Source organism: Periweissella fabalis (assembly GCF_012396505.1).
Classification (GTDB): domain Bacteria; phylum Bacillota; class Bacilli; order Lactobacillales; family Lactobacillaceae; genus Periweissella; species Periweissella fabalis.
Map to the genome: position 1 here is coordinate 100,862 of NZ_JAAXPN010000004.1, position 17,911 is coordinate 118,772.

Annotated in this window: 18 protein-coding genes, 1 other RNA gene, 1 pseudogene and 1 riboswitch; of the genes and pseudogenes, 4 read left to right on the forward strand and 16 right to left on the reverse strand. The window is 35.2% G+C overall.

Translation table 11 applies throughout. The features are described 5' to 3' along the window. Window positions 1–107: 107 nt before the first annotated feature. Window positions 108–202, forward strand: a riboswitch (THF riboswitch). Window positions 203–248: 46 nt separating this feature from the next. Next, entirely contained in the window at window positions 249–791 is a 543-nt protein-coding gene (locus HF964_RS05255; protein ID WP_168722015.1) for a folate family ECF transporter S component, read from the forward strand. A gap of 129 nt (window positions 792–920) precedes the next feature. On the opposite strand, the gene HF964_RS05260 is transcribed toward HF964_RS05255, so the two are convergent. The 14 genes from HF964_RS05260 to HF964_RS05325 all read right to left on the reverse strand — a co-directional run bounded on the left by HF964_RS05260 (window position 921) and on the right by HF964_RS05325 (window position 11,122). Continuing rightward, the gene (locus HF964_RS05260; protein WP_250786647.1) at window positions 921–2,423 is read right to left on the reverse strand and encodes a carboxypeptidase M32; all 1,503 of its coding nucleotides are present in this window, start codon (window positions 2,421–2,423) and stop codon (window positions 921–923) included. A gap of 86 nt (window positions 2,424–2,509) precedes the next feature. Continuing rightward, window positions 2,510–3,700 carry an acetate/propionate family kinase gene (locus tag HF964_RS05265; RefSeq protein ID WP_168722016.1) on the reverse strand — a complete coding sequence of 397 codons (1,191 nt, stop codon included), beginning with the start codon at window positions 3,698–3,700 and terminating at the stop codon, window positions 2,510–2,512. A 29-nt stretch (window positions 3,701–3,729) separates the two neighbouring features. Then, window positions 3,730–4,683, reverse strand: coding sequence for a class I SAM-dependent methyltransferase (locus tag HF964_RS05270; RefSeq protein ID WP_168722017.1), 954 nt, complete (start codon window positions 4,681–4,683; stop codon window positions 3,730–3,732). Window positions 4,684–4,769: 86 nt separating this feature from the next. Beyond that, window positions 4,770–5,105 carry a hypothetical protein gene (locus HF964_RS05275; protein ID WP_168722018.1) on the reverse strand — a complete coding sequence of 112 codons (336 nt, stop codon included), beginning with the start codon at window positions 5,103–5,105 and terminating at the stop codon, window positions 4,770–4,772. Next, window positions 5,068–5,532, reverse strand: coding sequence for a ComGF family competence protein (locus HF964_RS05280; RefSeq protein WP_168722019.1), 465 nt, complete (start codon window positions 5,530–5,532; stop codon window positions 5,068–5,070). The genes HF964_RS05275 and HF964_RS05280 overlap by 38 nt, the downstream gene beginning before the upstream one ends. A gap of 131 nt (window positions 5,533–5,663) precedes the next feature. Continuing rightward, complete coding sequence (locus HF964_RS05285) at window positions 5,664–6,107, reverse strand: hypothetical protein (protein WP_168722020.1); 444 nt, start codon at window positions 6,105–6,107, stop codon at window positions 5,664–5,666. Next, window positions 6,104–6,277, reverse strand: coding sequence for a hypothetical protein (locus HF964_RS09980; RefSeq protein ID WP_168722021.1), 174 nt, complete (start codon window positions 6,275–6,277; stop codon window positions 6,104–6,106). The genes HF964_RS05285 and HF964_RS09980 overlap by 4 nt, the downstream gene beginning before the upstream one ends. 21 nt (window positions 6,278–6,298) lie before the next feature. Further along, window positions 6,299–6,442, reverse strand: a complete 144-nt coding sequence (locus HF964_RS09985) for a prepilin-type N-terminal cleavage/methylation domain-containing protein (RefSeq protein ID WP_168722022.1) — start codon at window positions 6,440–6,442, stop codon at window positions 6,299–6,301. Next, complete coding sequence (locus tag HF964_RS05300) at window positions 6,439–7,494, reverse strand: type II secretion system F family protein (RefSeq protein WP_168722023.1); 1,056 nt, start codon at window positions 7,492–7,494, stop codon at window positions 6,439–6,441. Before HF964_RS05300 ends, HF964_RS09985 begins: the two co-directional genes overlap by 4 nt. Then, on the reverse strand, window positions 7,415–8,389 hold the full coding sequence (gene comGA, locus HF964_RS05305) for a competence type IV pilus ATPase ComGA (protein WP_168722024.1): 975 nt from the start codon (window positions 8,387–8,389) through the stop codon (window positions 7,415–7,417). Before comGA ends, HF964_RS05300 begins: the two co-directional genes overlap by 80 nt. 116 nt (window positions 8,390–8,505) lie before the next feature. After that, window positions 8,506–9,645, reverse strand: a complete 1,140-nt coding sequence (locus HF964_RS05310; RefSeq protein WP_168722025.1) for a THUMP domain-containing class I SAM-dependent RNA methyltransferase — start codon at window positions 9,643–9,645, stop codon at window positions 8,506–8,508. A gap of 85 nt (window positions 9,646–9,730) precedes the next feature. Then, window positions 9,731–10,106: RNase P RNA component class B (rnpB, locus tag HF964_RS05315), an RNA gene on the reverse strand. A 28-nt stretch (window positions 10,107–10,134) separates the two neighbouring features. Further along, complete coding sequence (gpsB, locus tag HF964_RS05320) at window positions 10,135–10,488, reverse strand: cell division regulator GpsB (protein WP_168722050.1); 354 nt, start codon at window positions 10,486–10,488, stop codon at window positions 10,135–10,137. 70 nt (window positions 10,489–10,558) lie between these two features. Next, window positions 10,559–11,122 carry an SLOG family protein gene (locus tag HF964_RS05325; protein WP_168722026.1) on the reverse strand — a complete coding sequence of 188 codons (564 nt, stop codon included), beginning with the start codon at window positions 11,120–11,122 and terminating at the stop codon, window positions 10,559–10,561. 117 nt (window positions 11,123–11,239) lie between these two features. Here HF964_RS05325 and recU point away from each other — a divergent pair, with 117 nt between their 5' ends. From recU to HF964_RS10110, 3 genes and pseudogenes are all read left to right on the forward strand, one after another. After that, on the forward strand, window positions 11,240–11,848 hold the full coding sequence (gene recU / locus HF964_RS05330) for a Holliday junction resolvase RecU (protein WP_168722027.1): 609 nt from the start codon (window positions 11,240–11,242) through the stop codon (window positions 11,846–11,848). A 39-nt stretch (window positions 11,849–11,887) separates the two neighbouring features. Next, window positions 11,888–14,218, forward strand: a complete 2,331-nt coding sequence (locus HF964_RS05335) for a PBP1A family penicillin-binding protein (RefSeq protein ID WP_168722028.1) — start codon at window positions 11,888–11,890, stop codon at window positions 14,216–14,218. A gap of 620 nt (window positions 14,219–14,838) precedes the next feature. Beyond that, window positions 14,839–14,958 (forward strand): annotated as a pseudogene (locus tag HF964_RS10110) (IS3 family transposase); the annotation flags it as partial. 82 nt (window positions 14,959–15,040) lie between these two features. Here HF964_RS10110 and HF964_RS05345 read toward each other — a convergent pair. After that, the gene (locus tag HF964_RS05345; RefSeq protein WP_168722030.1) at window positions 15,041–15,565 is read right to left on the reverse strand and encodes an adenine phosphoribosyltransferase; all 525 of its coding nucleotides are present in this window, start codon (window positions 15,563–15,565) and stop codon (window positions 15,041–15,043) included. A gap of 43 nt (window positions 15,566–15,608) precedes the next feature. Next, window positions 15,609–17,909: a single-stranded-DNA-specific exonuclease RecJ gene (gene recJ, locus HF964_RS05350; protein ID WP_168722031.1), complete on the reverse strand. Its 2,301-nt coding sequence runs from the start codon at window positions 17,907–17,909 to the stop codon at window positions 15,609–15,611. Window positions 17,910–17,911: the final 2 nt, after the last annotated feature.

Sequence of the window (17,911 nt, forward strand, 5' to 3'; positions counted from 1 at the left end):
AGACAAATAACAAGTTTGTTGTTTGTCATTTTCAGTAACTTTTATAGAAGAAAAACTTTTATTATAAACTTATATAAGTTAAAATGACTTAGTGCCATGCACAAATAAACAGGGTAGAATATTGCGCGTTAAGTGTTGTGGAAACGGAATGTGAGCCACAAACGAAGGATTTTTCCGCGGTGCAATATTCGCATTCACTGTATTTTTCTTGTATAGTGGAACCCTCCAATTTTAGGAGGTTTTCAAAAATGAAAACATTTACGTTTGGATATCCGCAATTATCCGCCAAGGCAATTGCTCTTTTAGGTACTTTATCAGCTTTACAACTAGTTATTAGTCGTTTTACTTTTGGAACAAGTTTCCTAAAAATTGCCTTTACTTTTATTATAATCACTTTAATTGCAAAATGGTTTGGTCCTATCCTTGGAACTATGGTCGCTATTATTAATGATTATCTCGGAACTTTAATACAAGGGAGCCCATTTTTTATCGGTTTTACCTTGTCAGCTATTTGTGCAATGCTAATTTACGGTATTTTTTTCTATCAGCAACCAACAGTAAGTTGGAAACGCGTTATCATCGCTAATTTTTTGGTCCTTTTAATTTCAGATACTCTACTTAATACTGGATCTCTGATCATGATTTATCATCTTACTGGTAATGCAGCAACCAAATTAGTTGAATTACGCTCAATTAAAGAAATTATCATGTGGTTTATTGAAGTACCAGTAATCCATTTTATTTTAAATAACCAACAACTTGAAAAGCTACGTCAACGTGCCTTGGGGTAGTCTACTTTAAAAATAAAAATTCCAGATGGAAATGAGAATCATTTCTATCTGGAATTTTTATTTAAATAGTATTTACGTCACAACTATGCTTTTTATCAAAAGTACATATCTACTATGTACTGCAATACATTAAGCTAAACGATAAACTTTGCTATATATTTTAGTTTGTAGTGCTAACCAATATTTTGGATTTAAAGTTTCACCAGATGCTAATAATAAAATTTCCTGAGGCGTCTTAGAGGCACCATATTGCCAAATATGTTCCTTACGCCATGTATAAATTGGTGTATAGTCTTTACTAGCAAAAATTGCAGGTAAATCCAATTCCTTACTCATAGCATCAAAGAATTGTGCAGCATATAAATGCCCCAAAGCATAACTAGGGAAATACCCAAAATCTCCACCAGCCCAATGAATATCTTGTAAAATACCAACTAAATCATTAGTTGGTTCAATTCCTAAATACTCAGCATATTTAGCATTCCATAAAGCTGGTAGATCGGCTACGTTTATATCATCATTAAAAATGGCTTTTTCAATTTCATACCGAATAATAATGTGTAATGGATACGTTAACGGATCGGCTTCGGTCCGAATTAACGTTGGTTTAGTTACCATCCATGCACGATAGAAAGTATCAAAATCAATATCAGCAAACGTATTACCCGTATATGCTTGTAACAACGGATATTCATTACACCAAAATTCTTCTGAACGTCCTATTATAACTTCATTAAACAATGATTGTGACTCATGAATACTCATAGCCATATCTTTTTCAAATGGGGTGTAATCAAATTCTGGGCTAATATTTTGTTCAAATAATCCATGACCAGCTTCGTGTAAAATTCCTAATACGGCCATTTGAAAATCATGTTCATCCCACCGCGTTGTAATCCGGGCATCGTTACGATTCATTGCTTCCATAAAGGGATGAATCGTATCATCAAGTCGGCCCTTCTTCAATGAATAGCCTAATTTTTGGGCTAATTCCATTGAAAAATCACTTTGGGCTTGTTTAGCGACAAATCGACTAAGAATTTGATTGTCAGGTGCTTCACCGTGAGCTAATTGGGCTTGTAATTCACTTAAGCCCGCCTTTACCTCACCAAAAACTTGATCAAGTTTAGCAACCGTCAATCCGGGTTCATATTGATCTAGTAACACATCATATGGTGTCGTGCTACCTTGATCCCAAAGGCTAATAAATTGCTTTTTGTACGTAATAATTTGGGCCAAGTATGGTGCAAAAATTGAAAAATCTTTGGCGGCGCGTGCCTTAGTCCAGGCATCTTGGGCTAAAGAAGTAATCTTTTGATATTCAATAAAATCGGCCGTAGGAATTTTCGCATTCAAGTCATATTTCTTACGTTCATGAATTACCAATTGTTGCCCTAAGGCTGAAAGTTCAGCTGGATGTGCTTCAAAATATGTCAGCATATCCGCATATTCGGTGCCGGTTTGAAGGGCAAAACTTTTTCCAGCAAGATAGCTTAATAATTCAGCCCGAAATGGAGCAGCATCTTCCGGCATGCCCGTTAATGAGTCCCAGCCTAAAAGGGCTTGGTTTTCTTCTAATAATGAAATTTCTTTTAAGACTGCTCGAAGGTCATTTTCCGTATATTTTCCCACAATGATTCCTCACTTTTAAATTAAGATGTTCTCATTTTATCATATTTAACCATAAAAAAAGCATGCAATTATGCATGCTTTTTTAATTATTTATTTTTAAGTGCTTCAACATCACGAGCAATCATTAATTCTTCGTTAGTAGGAATCAAGAATGCTTTAACAGTTGAGTCGTCAGTTGAAATTTCACGTTCAACTCCACGCACGTTGTTCTTTTCAGCGTCAATAGCCACGTTGAAGAAAGCTAAGCGTTCCGTAATTGCTTCACGCACGTTAGCAGCGTTTTCACCGATACCAGCAGTAAAGGTAATCGCATCAACGCCACCCATTTCAGCAATGTATTGACCAACGTATTTAACAACACTGTTGATGAACATATCAATTGCTAAAGCCGCGTGATCATTTGTTTCAACAACGTCTTCTAAATCACGCATATCTGATGAAATTGTTGAAACTCCAAGTAAACCTGATTTAGAGTTAAGGATCTTCAACATTTCTTCATTTGATAAGCCTTCACGTTCTTGGATGTAGTAAACCAATGATGGATCAACATCCCCTGAACGAGTAGCCATCGTAACCCCAGCAAGTGGTGTGAATCCCATTGAAGTATCAAATGACTTACCATCTTTAACGGCTGTAATTGAAGCACCAGCACCAAGGTGTAAAGTGATGATCTTCAAATCTTCAAGTGGTTTACCCATCAAAGCAGCTGTCCGTTCGGCAACGTAACGGTGTGAAGTACCGTGAGCACCATACTTACGAGCACCGTAACGTGTGTAGTATTGGTATGGCAAGGCGTACAAGTAGTTAACTTTTGGCATTGTTTGGTGGAACGCAGTATCAAAGACTGCAACAGAAACGGCGTTTGGTAAAAGTTTCTTGAAAACCCGAATACCCATCGCGTTCGCTGGGTTGTGTAATGGAGCGTAAGCTGCTAAACGATCGATTTTTGACAATACATCATCGTCAACAACAACTGAGTGGTTAAACCATTCCCCACCGGCAACAACCCGGTGACCAACACCAGTGATATCTTCGAAGTCTGCAATAACATTCAAGTCCAAAAGTGCATCCAAAATCTTTTTGATGGCAACTTCGTGGTCTTCAATATCTTCAACTGTTTCAAATTTTTGACCGTCACCATATTTAACAGTTACGATTGAATCGTTTAAACCAATTCGTTCGACTTGTCCTTTTGCGATAACTTCTTCAGCAGGCATTTCAAGTAATTGAAATTTTAAAGATGATGAACCTGCGTTTACTGCCATTGTTTTTGCCATTTTTACGGCTCCTTTTAGTTAATTAAATTTTATAATGTAGTAATCCATTGATCTAATTCAACGAAAAACTTTGGTAGTGCATCTTTTGCTTTTAAAGCAGGAACTTGAGCCAACAAAACTTGTGCTGCTTGCTGAGCATTGTTCCCTTGCCGTTGCACAATTAGAAGTGCCTTGTCTGCTTTTTCATTTTTAAATGTTGATGGTGCAAATTTAATAATCCCTTGGACATACACAGTTTGTGTAAGTCTACTCAAAAAATCAGCTGCATTATCAGTTTCTAAGATATTATTTGGGACAACATAAATTGCTATTCCAGCTGGCTTTAAAGACTTATTTGCCGCATAAATTATCTGGGTGTCTGCAGCGATTGCATCAGTTTGATGTAATAATGGAATGTCAGCTACTATAATATCAGCTACTGGTAATTCAACATCACGGGCATCCCCTTCGATTAAATTATTAGTGATATGTTGCAAATCAAAACTTATGCCAGTTAATGCCAATAAGGTATCATCAATTTCAACACCATTAACACTTGCCAACTGGTTAGATTCTTTTAGATAATTTACGACCATTGCTAATAAATTACCGATTCCAACAACCGGATCTAACACATCAACCTTTACATTTGGCTTAACTATTTTAGCTACAATATAAGTAACTAAAGTCGCAATTGAATCAGGTGTTTGATGGTGCGTAGCTTGAATATTATCGACTTGAACCGCCCTTAAGTAAGCTAAACCAATCCCTCGCCGAATATCATCAGCACTATATTTGTCAAGGTTTATTCCATTAAGTAACGTTTTTAAACGTTCAGCGACATTAGGTGACGGTTGATTATTTTCAACCTGAATTGTTTTTTGTAAAATATTTTCACAAATTTCAATTAGCGCCTCAAGATATGAGCTATCTAAATCCTCTGCTAGTAATTGACTTGCTTGATCAAGTACTCGATATAATTCTTCGACTTGTGCTTGCTCCAATTACGCACCTCCTATCTTTATTAATTTTTAATTGACTTAAACTTAATTGTTACATTCGATAGTTTACCACATAAAGAGCATACAATCTATGGTTCTATCCTCTGTGGTAGAATAAATTTGTGTTCAATGCGATCAGCTTTATTAATATTAAAAATAATTGTTTCATTCACCACTTTGATATCCATTTTTTTAATGCTGAATTCACGTTGCTGACTACCAGATAAAATTTGTATTTTGATTTCATTTTCTGCAATTTTCATTTTATACGCTAGCGAAATTTCTTTATATAATTGAATTTGTTTTTGATAGTTATAGACTTGCCATAATTGAACACTAGCAAGGATAAATAAGACTATCCCTAATATTCCAAGTGCAAATCCAGGCTTACGGCCGTTGCTTTTCAAGTAGCAGATAAGCTTCATTACTTCCTCCGTCTTTATAGACTACCTTTATCCAAATACGATGTTGACGCTCTTGGAACATAACTTGCTTAACGTTAAAAACAATTGGCATATAACCGCCATTTTCACCACTTAAATACAGTGCGTTTGTACTCTTAGTCATCTTTAACACATATTCTTTTCGAGATGATACTGAGCGTGTTAATTTTAAACTTTTGCCACCATCTATTATTTCAATCCATTTAAATGCGTTATTTGTTTCTTCAAGTGACCAAATCATATTTTGCCACGTTAAATTAATGGGATTATTTAAAGTAGGATGTTTTTTTATCGTTGGTATTGCAAAATCTACAATCATAATTATAAAGCCAATAATTATTAGGCCAATACAAGCTTCAATTAGTGTGAACCCTGGTCTGTGTTTGTAAATACGTGTATAATTTCTCATCGCTTTGCTCTTTTTCTATCCTCAATGATTGTAAGTGTCCCTCTTGTTGCTTAATTTGTTCAATCATCTGCACATGGGTAGTAAGATACCATGTAATGGTCACAATAATGATAATCAATGTCATCATTGATTCAATCATGATATAAGCCGGCCGGTATAGGTTCAAATTTATAAGCCCCCCATTCTAACCCAAAATTGAGTTGATACTCTTTTTTTCTACCATTTTCCATAACACTAAAAGTTACAACTTCAAGATTTGTATTTTGCTTACTAAATAGTAAGGTTACTGGTTGCGGATTTTCCAACTGTATTGTAGCGGGATATTTAATTATTTTCTCGTAGATTTTATTATCTGTAATTATCATTTGCTTACGGGTAAAAATAATTGTATTTATATAATTATTAATTTTAGCCTGAGTTTGAGCATTCCGAATTTCTAAATCTAAAGTTTGCCAAAAACGAATCTGCTCATTTTTAACGTTCTTTGGCTGGATATAATAATTAAAAAAGCTAACCCCCGCAATAATTATTAAAACAACTACCATTTCTATTAGTGTTACGGCCGGCTTTTTCATGGTCTTTTTGCCGGCCCCATAACATGATTATTATTATCAATTGAAATTTTAGCACTGCTAGCTTGCCTTTCTTGTTCATCTGTTAAATAATTTTGTTGTACCAAATCATCCATTGTGACGATTTTTTCACCATTTTCAGCTACATATAAGTCAACTTGTGTCTGAATCATTTTTACCATCGCCGTTGTTTGTCAGTTACTAGCACTATCTCTAATTTTACTTACATTCGGAATAACTAGTAACAATAATAAGCCGATTATTAATAATACTACTGTCATTTCAAGTAATGTAAATGCTCGAGAACGCTTTATATGTGTGTAATTTATTGGATTCATTTAAATTCTCCTATCATTTTATACATTGGTAATAGCATAGCTGCATACATACTAACTATGCCAATTGCAATTGAAATAAACATTATTGGTTGGATCATCGCTAATAAACGCTCATATTTTTTAATTAATCTTTGAAAACTAACTTTGCTGTATGCCAACAAATCATTTCCAACTTCAATATTTGTTTTGCCACGGGTAAAAAATAATGCAAACTCCTTTGGAATATATGGTACTTCACTAATAAAACTTGCCATATTTTCACCAGCATTACTCTTTTGCTGAATAGTTACCCCAATATGGTGAAGTAGCACTGTATTAGGTAGTTTTAAAAATAACTCGCTAATTTCTTGATATGAATGTCCAGCTTGTAATAGCAATGCCATTGTAAAGCTTATTTGATAACTAACTTGTTCTTTTATAATATGGTTCACAATTGGTAATTTTATATAAAGCTTCATTTTTTGTGGCACTGATAAGCGGCGAAGCCAATAATAGCCAATTATCATCATTAGTGAGCAAATTAAGAGTGTAATGACTAAGATATCTGTATGCATCATGGGCATTTCATCAATCGTATCCCCTTTTAACTTTATTAATTGTTCAATAAAATAAAAGCGCAAGAAAAATCCAATAGCAATCAACAATACAATTAAGACTACCGGATACTGCATCAATTGCTTTAATTTACGACGCTGGATAAATCTTTGCTGTAAATTTTGGGCAATAATCGATATTGTATTAGCCAACGATCCATGTGCCTCAGCAAGCTCAAGCTGCCAACTTATCTCCATTTCAACAAATGGCTCAATACTGTTAGCGAAACTTTGACCATTAGCCATGTCCCTATGCATTGTCTCAACTACACTTTTATATCGTTTTCCCTTTAATTTTGTCATGAATGCTAAGGCATTTTGTAACTGAAATCCTGCGGCCAATAAATCTGCTGTCAATTCAAAGAATATTACTTGTTCTTTAAGCGTCAAGCGTTTTGAAGTTTGCAAAAGTTGTTGTGGTAATCTTATTTGCGGCCAATGCCTCCACCAATTTTTCATGCCATTTTTCTCCTGTATTTTCCCAAATATCGTGTCCATAAATTTGTACTTGTAACGCACGTAAGTTAGATTTTAAATCAGGTAATAGACGTTGATATGTTATTGATTGCAAACTGGCTGATAAATATGCCCTATTAACACCCATTTCTAATAAACGCATATTCACATTATCTGCTGATAAGGCATGAATTGTAGTTAACACTGTATGACCACTTAATGCTGCGTGTATTGTTGCTTGGGCGGTTTGTGTATCACGAATTTCACCAATAACAAAAACGTCTGGTCGATGTCTTAATCCACTTTTTATTAAATTAGCATACGTCATATTAGCTGTATCATTAACTTGAAGTTGAATTAGATTAGGATTATTAATTTCAACAGGATCTTCAATTGTCAAAACAATTTTATTTCGTTCAACAAGTGCTTGTGCTAATCCATACATTGTAGTTGTTTTACCACTTCCCATTGGGCCAGCTAAAATGTGTAATCCGGGTTGTTCAGTTCTTTTGATAAGCCTATTAAATTGTTCAGGGAAAAAATAACTGGGCTCTAAAGCATGACTTTCATAAATAAAACGGCATACTAAAGTTTCTCTTTGTTGATAATCACCCACAGTTGAAATGCGAAAATTAATTTGTTCAAAATCCGATAATGTAAAATGTCCCGTCTGTGGTCGTCGTCGTTCTGTAACATCTAGATTCGCCAAAAATTTTAAATAGGTGATTAATTGTGAACCCATCGCAGTTGAAAGTATATTTTTTTTAATGACTTTAGTGGATGTTCTAATCATTAATTGATATTCTCCAGATGCTAATGGCACAAAATAAATATCACTAAGGTTAGTTTCTAAATACTCTGTAATGATTTGTTTAAAAAATGTTTGCACTGTGCTCATATATAGTTCTCCTTTATTATTTTTTATACTCATATAATGTACGCATCTATTTTTTATAACGACAAAAAAGCACAGAAAAAAATTTTCTGCGCTTTTTTTAAGTTAACTATTAAATTTTAATTGCGTTCTTTTTTGCCCCAATATTGGAAAAAGTCAGTCCGTAAAGCACCATTATATAATTTACGTTTTTTAGTTGCACGTTCACCATAATATTTCTCAAATTCTAAATCACTAGTCAAAATATATTTACTCCATGTCTGCATTGGTCGATATACTTGACCCATCTCTTTATAAAGTTGATGGACTGCATCAGCATCAAGAAGTCGTTCACCATATGGTGGATTAGCGACTAAAATACCATTTTTCTTGTCAGTATGCCAATCTTTGGCCGCCAACTGCTTGAAGGTAATGTCTTGTGCTAATCCTGCCTCAAGAGCATTAGATTTAGCAATTGCGATCATATTTTCATCAATATCGTATCCTGTAATATCAAGTTCAATATCATAATCGGCAGCTTCATCAGCTTCTGCCCGTAAATCTTCACTAATTTGTTTATCAACCCAATCCCATTTTTCAATCGCAAAATCACGGTTAAATCCTGGGGCAATATTACGGGCAATAAGTGCGGCTTCGATTGGAATCGTTCCTGAACCACAGACGGGATCCACAAATGGTTGATCAGGGTACCAATGGGCTAAAGTTACTAATGCAGCAGCCATATTTTCTTTTAATGGTGCCCCCCCTTTTTCCGTCCGATAGCCTCGCTTGAAGAGTGAATCACCTGTTGTATCAAGGGTAATCATGACGTGATCTTTGTTAATCATTACTTCTAATTGAAATAATGAACCTGATTCAGGTAACATTGTCCGCACATGATATTCTTCTGACAACTGACTTGCAATCGCTTTTTTAACAATCGCTTGCGCTGTTGGCACGCTGTGAAGAACAGAATTGCGTGAACGGCCTTGTACAGGAAATTCAGCATCAAATGGCAATAATTCATCCCATTTGTAAGCTTTAGTCTGCTCGAAAAGTTCATCAAAAGTAACTGCATCAAATTCAGTAACAACTATTTTGATTCGATCGGCTGTTCGTAACCAAAGATTAGTCCGAATAATATCTTTTACTGTTCCTTGAAATCGAACGCGACCGTTTTCAACCTCAACATCATAGCCTAAATCACGTAATTCTTTACCAACTAGTGCCTCAATCCCAGCCGCTGCTGTCGCCATTAAATTAAATTTTTTGTCATTCATTTATTTACATTCCTATTTGATTTATTTGATAAATCTATTTTACCACAAAAAAAAGCCCGCCGAAGCGAGCTGCATGGATGTGAATTTCTGTAAGCCACGTTATGTTCTCACTTAACTTCATGCATAATTAAGCAAGTAGTAATCATCTATCTTCTAGTAATTATTATTACTAACACGACCATCGTTTCAATTCACTAGGCCGAGCTCCCCTACCATATGTTTGGGTTTCCCGCTTGAGGGGTTTACCGCGTTCCACCTGATTCGTTTCCAAATCAGCATCGTCACTGTGGCACTTTCAGGAATACTTGGGCATAGCCAAAGCCTTAGCCGTTTTTTCCGCCGTCACCATAAATGGTGCCCCGGTTTATTTTTTCGCCGAGCACAAACACTACAAGCATCGCAGCTTGTGCGAGCATGGACTTTCCTCACATAAGTTAACTTATGCGCGATTACTAGAAATTCACACGGTAATAAACATTATAGCACAAACTAAATTAAATGTGAACCACTGTTTTGTTGTTCATCAACTTGCGCCCCAAACACTCGACGTTCTAAGTTACTTAATCGTTTAAGAATATCCATATTTGTTGTCCCAGTTGCTTGTGGCGTAACTGTCTTTTGTGACCCTGCCACTGCTAACTGTTTGTTTAATTCTTCAATTTGTGAACGTAAGCGACGATTTTCGTCTTCTAGTTCATTCTGAATTTTATTGAAAGTATCGTAATCCTTAATAATTTCATCCAAAAAAGTATCAACGTCTGTAGGATCAAAGCCACCACCCATACGTTTTGGCTTAAATTCCTTTCGTACAATATCTTGTGGAGTTAATCGCAAATTTTCCATTAATCTCATTAATCCTCCGTATTCAGTTCTATTTTATGTTAGCAAATTTAGCTAAAAAATGCTATTAATATTAATAATTCTTATCACTTTCTTGCTCCTCGCCAAAAGCAATAGCAAATTCTTGCAAATCATCAAATGAAACCGTTTGCCAAGTATAATTTTTTGAGATTTGTAAATTGGTTATAAGAGCGTAATCATGTTTAGTTTTACCTTCAAATTCCGGATCATATATCATTAATGCACAATCTGTGTGATTCACCATAAATTTTTGATAACCTTTTAATTGACTTGGATTTTGATACTCTTGCATTGAGACACTAGCATAATAATCGACTTGAGTTTTTAATTTTGCTAACTGCCCTTTTTTCTCGTCATTCCAATTTTTTTCAATATTTAAATATGGAGCCATCATTGCTATTTTAACCGCATAATCTTGCTTTAATTCATTGACAACTTCGATAGTCCACTGTTCAATTCCTAATTGTGGACCAGTTATTACCCAGTCTACACCTTGTTCAAATTGCCTAATTAATTCAGCTTTCAGAGCATATTTAATTATTTTGATTTTTGGATCGTCTTTTTTAAAAATGCCTAATTCATAAGCACGATAACCTGTTACCCACAGTCTAGTCATAAGTTGTCTCCAATCACTAAGTTCTTTAATATTTAATTATGGCATATTGCCATTTAACATGTTAGTTGTAAATTTGGTATAATAAATCGGGTATAGGTATAATTAGAAATGGGGCGAATGATGATTAAGTATCCTAATGGCAATATATTTGCCGCACCTAAAAGTTCAAATTCTTCACCACAAGTTATTACTCATAGTAAACGAGGAATGACTCTTGAGGAAACGATTAATGCAGCTAATACCTTTTATTTAAGTCGTGGTATTGCAGTTATTCATAAAAAACCAACACCAATTAATATTGTTAACGTTGCTTATCCAAAACGCTCTGCGGCTAAAATTAACGAAGCATATTTTGCACAAGCATCTACAACCGATTATAATGGGATTTATCGAGGATTTTATATTGACTTTGATGCTAAAGAAACGCAAAATAAATCAGCTATCCCACTGGCTAATTTCCATGAGCATCAGGTGAAACATTTAGATGCTATTATTAAGCAAAATGGAATTGGCTTTGTAATCATCAAGTTTGCGGTGTACAATGAATCTTTCGTATTACCTGCCAGTGACCTTATTACTTTTTGGCAACAAAGTCAATCTGGTGGCCGTAAATCAATTCCTTATCAATATATTAAGGAACATGGTTTTACTATTTCTTCGGGATTAATTCCTGAATTACCTTATCTCAAAGCGGTAGATGAATTAATTGCACAGCAAATTAATTAGTCTACCTTGCTTATCTAACTAAGACTTAGGAGCAAAAATATGTCGGAACAACAAACACAATCACGAATGGCTAGTAAAAAAAAACCTACTGTTCGTAAAAACAAGCAGTCTAATAAAAAAAGACGTCCACTTGCAACTTGGGAGAAAGTTTTAATTTCATTATTTGCTTTACTCAATATCGGGCTTGTTGCTGGAACCTTACTTTTCTTTTATTATGTAAGTTCAGCTCCTGTCATTACCCAGGCCAAGTTAGCATCTAGTAATTCAACAGAATTTTTAGATGCTAACGGCCATGTTATTTGGACAATGGGGTCACAGAAACGCAACTATGCAACTGCTAGCCAAATACCGGATCAATTAAAGGAATCTGTTGTTGCAATTGAAGATCGTCGTTTTTATCAACATGGTGGTATTGATATTCGTCGAATTGCAGGTGCTACTTTTGCCAATATAACAGGGTCTTCATTAGGTCTCCAAGGTGGATCGACTTTAACACAACAATTAGTTAAATTATCGGTCTTTTCTACTGCGGCATCTGATCGGACAATTAAACGAAAAGCTCAAGAAGCATGGCTTGCAATGCAAGTTTCAAAGCATTATTCAAAAAATCAAATTTTAACTTTTTATATTAATAAAGTTTACATGGGTGAAGGTGTCTATGGGATGAAGACGGCTGCTCGTTATTACTTTGGTAAGCAGCTTAACCAACTATCAATTCCCCAATACGCACTTCTAGCTGGGATGCCTCAATCTCCAGTACGCTATGATCCTTACGTCAACCCAAACCTTGCTAAGGAAAGACGTGACACTGTCCTAGATGCATTGGTAAGTAATAACAAGCTAAGTGCTACACAAGCACAACAATTTAAACAAGTACCTGTTACTGATGGCCTTTTGAAAAAGCATCCAACGATTGGTGGTGCAACACAACCTGCTACTCAGCAAATTGTCGATGCATATGCACAATCAGTTCTTGCTGAATTAACCAAAATGGGATATAAACCAGAAACTGATGGCCTTAAAGTTCATACTTATTTAAATCTTGATTTACAAAAACAAGCTTATAATGTCGTTAATACTAATGATTATGTTAATTTCCCAAATGCTAATCTTCAAGTTGGGCTAACAATGACTGATCCTAATAACGGTCATGTAATTGCCCAAATTGGTGGTCGGCAACAAACTGCTGCTCTTGGTTTGAACCGTGCTAATCAAACTAATCGCTCAGCTGGTTCTACTGTTAAACCTTTCTTAGATTATGGTCCAGCAATTGAATACCTAAACTGGCCAACATACCGAACCGTTGTAGATAGAAAGTATTTCTATCCAGGTACTAATACCCAGGTTCATGACTTTGAACCAAATTATGTTGGTCCAATGACTATTAGAAATGCTTTAGCAGAATCACGTAACGTTCCAGCAGTTGAAGCTTTACAAACCGTTGGCCTTAATCGTGCGAAATCATTTATCAAACGATTTGGTTTAAACAATCCATTATATGCATCTTCTGCACTAGGTATTGATATTTCAACACTTCAAGAAGCTAGTATTTATGGTTCGTTTAGTAATAATGGGATTTATCATACGCCTGAATTTATTCAAAAAATTGTTACTCAAGATGGTAAAACCGTCGATGTATCCTCTTCTTCAAAACGAGTTATGCAACCATCTACAGCTTATATGCTTACTGATATGCTTAAAACCGTCATGACAGGTCAAAATGGAACAGGTCAATTAGCACATGTGCCAGGCACTTTTGAAGCTGGTAAAACTGGGACTGTTGGTTACTCTGATGATGTTAATGTTCCTGCGGGTGCTGTATCTGATCGATGGTTTACTGGTTACAATCGTAACTTTGTCCTTTCAGTTTGGACAGGATATGATCAACCAAATCAACCAGGTAATTATATTACTCCTGGTTATATGTCTGATATTCCACTTTATATCTACAAAGCTATCATGGGCTATGCTATGCAAGACGTTGATTCTCAAGATTGGGACAAACCAAGTAACGTTCAAGTAATTAGTCGTGGTGGTCAACGTGAACTGCAAATTGCTAATGCATCATTTAGTGATAGCAGTACTCCTGTTGTACCATCAAGTACATTTAACTCTGATGCTGTTGAATCATCATCTAGTTCTGATACTGATATAGATAGTTCTTCAAGCAGCTCTTCAAGTAGTTCTTCAAGCAGCTCTTCAAGTAGTTCGATTAGTTCAAGTAGCTCAAGTAGTTCGATTAGCTCAAGTAGTTCTTCAAGTAGCATCGAACCAAACAGTCAAAGCTCATCACAATCTAACTCTGAACCTGAACAACAGCCTGCAAACGAGCCAAATAGCAGCAATAACAATTCAACACCAAATAAATAAGCTGAGCTATAGCATATAAGTGGTAATACTTTGCTGCTGTATTATGTCTAAGAAGTTTAATATACACAAAAAATGTTAGGTGAACTGACCCCCTCGAATTGGAGTAAATCCAATCGAGGGGGTTTTCTTATGTATTTTTCTCAAAAAACAAAATTAGACGCAATTCTTGAGTACCAAAATGATGTTCCAATTTCAGTGGTATTGCGTAAATATCAGATAAAAAAGTTCGGCAACAATCTATGAATGGATTCATGAATTAGAACCATTTGGAATTTCTGGTTTAAATCGTCCAAAAGTAAAAACACGTATTGATTATTCCTTTAAACTTAAAGTATTAAATTGGCAATACTATTGAAGGCAGCACGACTTTCAAGTAGTAGTTTTCACTATGCAGTTAACCATGTTTACAAGAAAACTGATCCTATAATCGTTCAATTAATTAAAGATATTGTCATGGACTTCAATATCAACATCATAAGTTCGTAACTATGTTATCAAAAAACCGCATTATCCAAAGCATGAGCTGTAAGGCTACATGTTTAGACAATGCGGTAATTGAGAGTTTCTTCAGAACTTTAAAAGTGTGCACAGTACATCAGGAGCAATAGCAAACGTTCGCTGAGCTAAAATCAGCAGTTATTGAATTTATGGATTACTACAATAACAAACGAATTAAAGAAAAATTGGATAGTATGAGTCCGGTTGAATTCCAGAACCATACCATCCAATTAATCGCTTAAAATATCACTCCAATTTATGGGGCTCGATTTACCTAGCATTTTTTGTATATTCAATGTAGCCCAATTTCTGTCACAAGCTATTTTAATAATGCATTAAAGAGAAAATATCGTAATTAGCTAACTTATCACGACCATGGAGATCATCTAATTCAATTAAGAAAGCAATCCCAACAATAATTCCACCAAGTTGCTCAATAAGCTTAACCGTAGCTTCAATCGTGCCTCCAGTAGCTAATAAGTCATCTGTAATTAGCACTCGTTGGCCTGGTTTAATTGCATCAGCATGCATTTCTAATGTATTAATGACACCGTATTCTAATTCATAATCTTGACGAACAGTTTCACGTGGTAATTTACCAACTTTACGTGCTGGTACAAATCCAATTCCTAATTCGTAAGCAACTGGCCCCCCAACAATAAATCCGCGAGATTCAGGGCCGACTACTACATCAATACCACCACGATTTTTTGTATAAGCAACAAATTCCTTCGTAGCAGCAGCATAAGCCTCACCATCGGCCATTAAGGGAGTTACATCACGAAAAATAATCCCAGGTTCCGGGAAATCAGGAATAGCTGCAATGTACTTTTTAAAATCAAATGTCATTTTTCTACCTCATTGATAACAGTATTTACGTATGGTTATCTTACTAAGATATTAATGACTCTAATATCTTAGTTAACTCACTTGTTTTACTGTAAATTAAACTTTTTTCAATAGCTTGTTTTGTAATCCATCCCTGGTAACTTGGCGCTGAAGTTATATCAGCATGTTCAGGATTTGGAAGTACATTTAAAACACCGTTTTCTATTCTAACAAATCCTAATTCAAAAAACACGGTAATCATCAAACTTAATTGATTTACACCAATTTGAAGAAATTTAGCTAACTTAGATAATTCATCTCTAATCGGAATATTCGCATGACCTAAAAAATATTTATACAATTTTCCAAAATCAGCTTTTGTCGGTAATGATTCAAGATATACATGTTGTGATGTATAAAAAATTACTCGTAATTCTTTAAATTGATATCCTTTTAACAACTCAAGATCAGCTAATTTTTTTGGTAAATCCACTAAAATAGTGGGCACATTGTTTACTAATTTATCACCATTAGTAATGGATACTGCCGAACTTTCCGTATTTAAATATGGCATCAGTTGCGTCTTTACTTTGGGATTAAAGAATACGTATTGACCAGTTAATTTAAAATTATCTGGTCTTAATTTATTGGTTCGTTGATCAATAATTGCAAGACCACCTTGTTGCAAATCTTTAACCATTAATTGCAAACTTGTTTGACCTTGCCAAGTATTTTCAGTTAACGTTGCTACAACATTCAAAGGGGCTTTATCAATCAGCAATCCAGTGCCCAACTCACCTTTCCCAAAAGCTAAAGCTGCTAGCTTCACATCATTAGCTAATAAGTTAAACTTAAGGTGATTTTTTTCAGCTCCAATTTGTTTAATATCTGAAACGATACCGGTAATTTCAAAATATGGTTGTTCATTACCATTACCAAATGGTGCTAACCGTTGAATTGCCATTAATAGTTGCTCATTAACGGCTTCAACCGGTAACTTTTCAGCAATTATCAATGGTGCTTTAGTTCCCAATATTATATTCTGAATATCTGCTTCGTGTTCAAAAGCAACTTTAAGTTTATCTAAATTAGAGCTAACTAATGATAGACCTGCTGCGCTAGCATGGCCACCAAATGAACTAAATAAGTCATCATGGGCTGACAAGGCTTGAAATAAATCAAACCCTTCAATACTTCGAGCTGACCCTTTTAATTTACCATTAGCTTGCGTTAAAATAATCGTTGGTCGATTAGTTAATTCAACTACTTGACTCGCAACTATTCCTAAAACACCTTCATGCCAACCATCACCAGCTAAAACAATAGTTTTTTGTGATGTTAAATCTACTGTCGCAATTTGGCTTTTAGCTTCAGCTAAAATATCATTTACAATTTGCTTACGAGTATCATTGAGTTGATTAACTGTTTGAGCAAAATTACTGGCATCATCTGGATTTTGTGTAACTAGTAGTTCAACGCCTAATTGGGCAGATTCAAGCCGCCCAATTGCATTTAGTCTAGGAGTGATTCCAAAAGCAACCTTTTCAGCAGTTATTTCATGTAAACCAATTCCTGCAAGTTCCATTAATGCTTGTAAGCCAGGTCGGGTTGTCTGGGCTAACATTTTTAAGCCATATGTTACTAAAACACGATTTTCACCAGTTAGTGGGACAAGATCTGCAATCTCACCTAATGCAACTAGATCCATCATTTCTTGTGGAATTTCTTCTAATAATGCCGTAGCAACCTTAAAAGCAACTCCAACTCCCGACAAATACTTATATGGGTATTCACTTTCCGGATGTTGCGGATGAATTATCGCATATGCTGCAGGTAATTCGTTTGGTATCTCATGATGATCCGTAACGATCACATCGACACCATTTTCGTTAGCAAAATCAATTGCTGCATGTCCCGATACACCATTATCAACTGTTATGATTAATTGGGTTCCTTGCCTAATCAGACGTTCATAAACATCTTTATTTGGCCCATAGCCATCAGTAAATCGATTTGGTACATAGAAATCGACATCCGCATCAAGCATTGTCAATGTTTCATACATAATTGCTGTGCTAGTAATTCCATCAGTATCATAATCACCATAAATGGTAATATGTTCGCCATTTATTAACGCCTCATTAATTCGATCTATAACCCGTTCCATATCATGTAACATAAAAGGATCATTAATTTCTGCTGGCGAAGGATTTAAAAATGTTTCGATTGCAGTTGCTGAAGTTAATCCACGTTTTTTCAATAGTTTTACCATCACAATAGGTAGTCCTAATGACTCTGCTAATTGTTGATCTTCACTATCAGTCGCATTTGTAAGGACTTGCCATTCATAATGTGAATCAATCATTA